This is a genomic window from Prosthecobacter sp. (genome assembly GCF_044378005.1).
Taxonomy (GTDB): domain Bacteria; phylum Verrucomicrobiota; class Verrucomicrobiia; order Verrucomicrobiales; family Verrucomicrobiaceae; genus Prosthecobacter.
Genome location: NZ_JBILYB010000299.1, coordinates 1 through 3,323 on the forward strand (window position 1 = coordinate 1; position 3,323 = coordinate 3,323).

Below are 3,323 nucleotides of genomic sequence, written 5' to 3' on the forward strand. Positions count from 1 at the left end.
GAGGGGACCGGCACAGCACGCGTCGCGATCCGCACGGCGAGGGGCAAGCAGATCGAAGGATTCGCGTTCGATGATTGCAAATCGTTTCATGGCGACTCCGTCGGCTGGACGCCCAAGTGGTCCGGCGATCACTCGATGCAGCAACTCGCTGGCCAGGCCATCCGCGTTGAGATCGAAATGAACTCCGCGAAGCTCTACGCATTGCGCGGCGACTTCACGCTCATCCGAAGGGCCGATGTAAAAAAACTGGAGCAAGACAAGACGCCGCCCGTGCGACGTCCCGGCTTCTAGTTCACCGCCTTCATGCGCGCTGATAAACCCGTCCCGGATCAGATCCCCCTGAAAATCCAGTTTCCTGCCCACCACAGGGCACAAACCACGAACCTCACTCTCACCTCAACCACGAAACCCACCTCATCAAGAAACGCCATGAACGAATCCCCACACAAAACGAACCAACAACTACAACCGGGTTCACCGAACTTCGTTAGCCGTCGGCACTTTATTCAATCCGCTGCGGTTCTCAGCAGCTTGGCCGGAGTGACCACGAGTGCGGTGGCGGCGGATGACGCGGGCAAGGACAAATCCCGGACGCCACTGAACCAGTCGCTCGGCCAGGACTATGTGGTGGTCACCCAGGTGCCGGATGAGAATCACTTCATCCACGATCCGGCCATGACCATCCTGCCGAACGGTTGCCTGATCGTGGCTGCGCCTGTCTGGGGGCGGAAAAAGAAAACCCGCGCCATCTATGTCTCGCGCAGCAAGGATGGAGGGAAGACGTGGACCAAGGTCTGCGAGAAGCCGTGGTCCGAAGCCACACTCTACGTCCATGAAGGCCGGCTCTACATGTTCACGCAGATCGAGAGCTTCAAGGGCGTTTGGGTCAGCGCCAGCGATGACGAAGGCACAAGTTGGACCGAACCGGTCGAGGTGATCAAGGCAGATCCCGCGCGCAAGCATTGGAATATTCAGCTTGGCATGGTGGTGAAGGACGGGTGGCTCTACTGGGGCAATGGCCGCGCCTTCGAGGACATGGGAGTGGTGGCCTGCGAACTGAAGAAAGGGCTGCTCAATCCGGAGGCGTGGATCGCGTCCGAGGCGGTGGTGATGCCGATCCCGCAGGAGATTACGTCGGGCACCTTTAGCGATGGATCGCCCATGCGCTGCCTCGAAGGCAATGTCGTCAACGTCGGTGGCAGGCTGCTCGTCATCGCCCGCGCGGTGATCAACCGTTACGCCACGGCGAATATGGCCGCCGTGTTCGATGTGACGAGGGAGGGCCGCACGCTCAAGCTCACCTTCACGCAGCTTTACCCTGTGCCCGGCGGTCAATGCAAGTTCCACATCGTTTGGGATGAACGCTCGCAGCTGTTCTGGATGGCCTCGAACTACCCCACGAACTCATTGGGCCTGTATTCCGATCCTGAACTCAAGCTGCCTCCGGGCAAGCCCGCTTGGCAATCCCTGCGCGAGGATCGACGGCTGCTGATGCTCTCCTACAGCCTTGATGCGTTGAACTGGTTGCCCGCCTGCTCCATCGCGAAGGCCGAGAAGATGACCCAGTCCTTCATGTATCCTTCCATGGTGATCGACGGCGACGACATCGCCCTGCTCTCGCGCACAGGCCGCGATTCAGGCGACTACCACGACGCCGACCTCGCGACGTTCCACCGCGTTCGCAACTTCCGGTCCCTGGCGATGGACATCCGCCCGAAACTGTAACGATCACGAGGAAGACCATCATGAAACCCACCCTCACCTCAACCATGAAACACACACTCCACATCATACTCACCACCCTCCTGCTCGCGCCGCTGGCCGCGCTGCATGCTGCGGATGACGCCGAACTGAAATCTTTGGAAAGGTCGCCGATCAGCAATCGCTGGGGCAAGGTGAAGCCGACCAAAATCCAGGTGGAGCACGTCACTGTGTTCCGAGGCAGAGAGGGGGAGTCTTACAACCACGTGGCAGAACTCAATTCGCACGACGGGAAGCTCTATGCTACGTGGGCGCTCGGACTTCGCGACGAGGAGGCACCCGGCCAGCGAATGGTCATGTCCACCTCCGAGGATCACGGGCGGACTTGGTCGGCACCGACGACAATTGCGCCGTCACGTCATGGGAAGTCTTTCCAGTCGAACGTCTCGTCCTGCGGCCTGCGCATCCTGCCCGACGGTCGTTTCGTCGCCTACTCCGCTGAATGGGAGTGGGAACCGGATGCCTATAATCCCGACGGCTCGCGCCGGGATCATCCGATGTCCGATCCCGCCATGGGGCACGAGCAGCGGATGTGGAAAACGGATCAGGGTCGCACTGAGGCCCGCGTCTCGACAGACAACGGGCGCACGTGGTCGGAGCCGGTCGTCGTTGCCCCGAAGCAGGAAGGTTACTTCAGCCCGGTGAAGGTGCGGAGCGGCAGGCTGATCCTGCCGGGTAACTTTGGCGTCTGCCACTACACCGACGATCCGGCGGGCCTCACCGGCTGGAAACGCGCCAGCATTCCCGGCATCCCCGAGAGCCATTACGACAGTTATTTCCACTCGTTCCAGGCAGCAAAGTTGTTGGGAATCAGGGAGCGCTTCAGCGAGGCGTGCGTCTATCAGACCGACGACGGTGTCATCCGTATGATGTTGCGGACCGAGGGTGCCAGCGGCGGGAACCTGGGCGTCACCGAGAGCCGTGACAATGGGCTTACCTGGTCTGCGCCGATGATCACCGATTTCGCCGATAGCGCTTGCCGGGCTCATTTCGGCAAACTGCCCGACGGTCGCTTCTTCGCGGTGAGTTGCCCGCCGGGAAAACGTGGACAGAGGCGCACCCCACTTGTGTTGGCCATCAGCGAGGACGGTGTGACCTTCGACCAGCACTTCATCCTTGGTGACGAACCGTCGCAGGAACCCCGCATCCCCGGCAAAGCCAAAGGTGGCCGCTACGGCTATCCCTACCTGCACGTCATGGGCGACGAGGCATTCGTCATTTACACGGTAGAGAAGGACGACGTCGCCGTCGGCCGCTTCCCGCTCTCCGCGATTCGCTAGGACGCTTGACGCGGCGACATCACCCAAAAAAACCAAGATAGAAACCACCACAGGACTGAGATCATGAAACCCTCACTCACACTCATCACCACACTCTTGCTCGCATCGCTGGCTGCATTACACGCCGCTGATAAGCCCGAGCCCGTTGCTAGTGTCGACAAGCTGGCCGAGATCCTGTCCCGAAAGCCCTCGGGCATACCCCTGGCACCTATCCTTGATCCGGGACCTGAGTTTGCCGATGGAAAGCGCATCTGGCAGGGGTCCGGGAGCATGACCATCAGC

The 3,323-nt window shown here is 60.7% G+C and carries 4 protein-coding genes; all 4 read left to right on the top strand.

The annotated features are described in order from the left end of the window. Positions 1–291, top strand: a 291-nt coding sequence (locus AC6FTP_RS26430; protein ID WP_497209889.1) for a hypothetical protein, incomplete at its 5' end; no start/stop codon positions are given. 138 nt (positions 292–429) lie between these two features. Then, positions 430–1,725 (top strand): sialidase family protein, encoded by a 1,296-nt coding sequence (locus AC6FTP_RS26435; RefSeq protein WP_497209890.1) that lies wholly within the window; start codon positions 430–432, stop codon positions 1,723–1,725. Positions 1,726–1,769: 44 nt separating this feature from the next. Continuing rightward, complete coding sequence (locus AC6FTP_RS26440) at positions 1,770–3,041, top strand: exo-alpha-sialidase (RefSeq protein ID WP_497209891.1); 1,272 nt, start codon at positions 1,770–1,772, stop codon at positions 3,039–3,041. Positions 3,042–3,104: 63 nt separating this feature from the next. After that, the coding region (locus AC6FTP_RS26445) for a hypothetical protein (RefSeq protein ID WP_497209892.1) at positions 3,105–3,323 on the top strand (219 nt) is incomplete at its 3' end.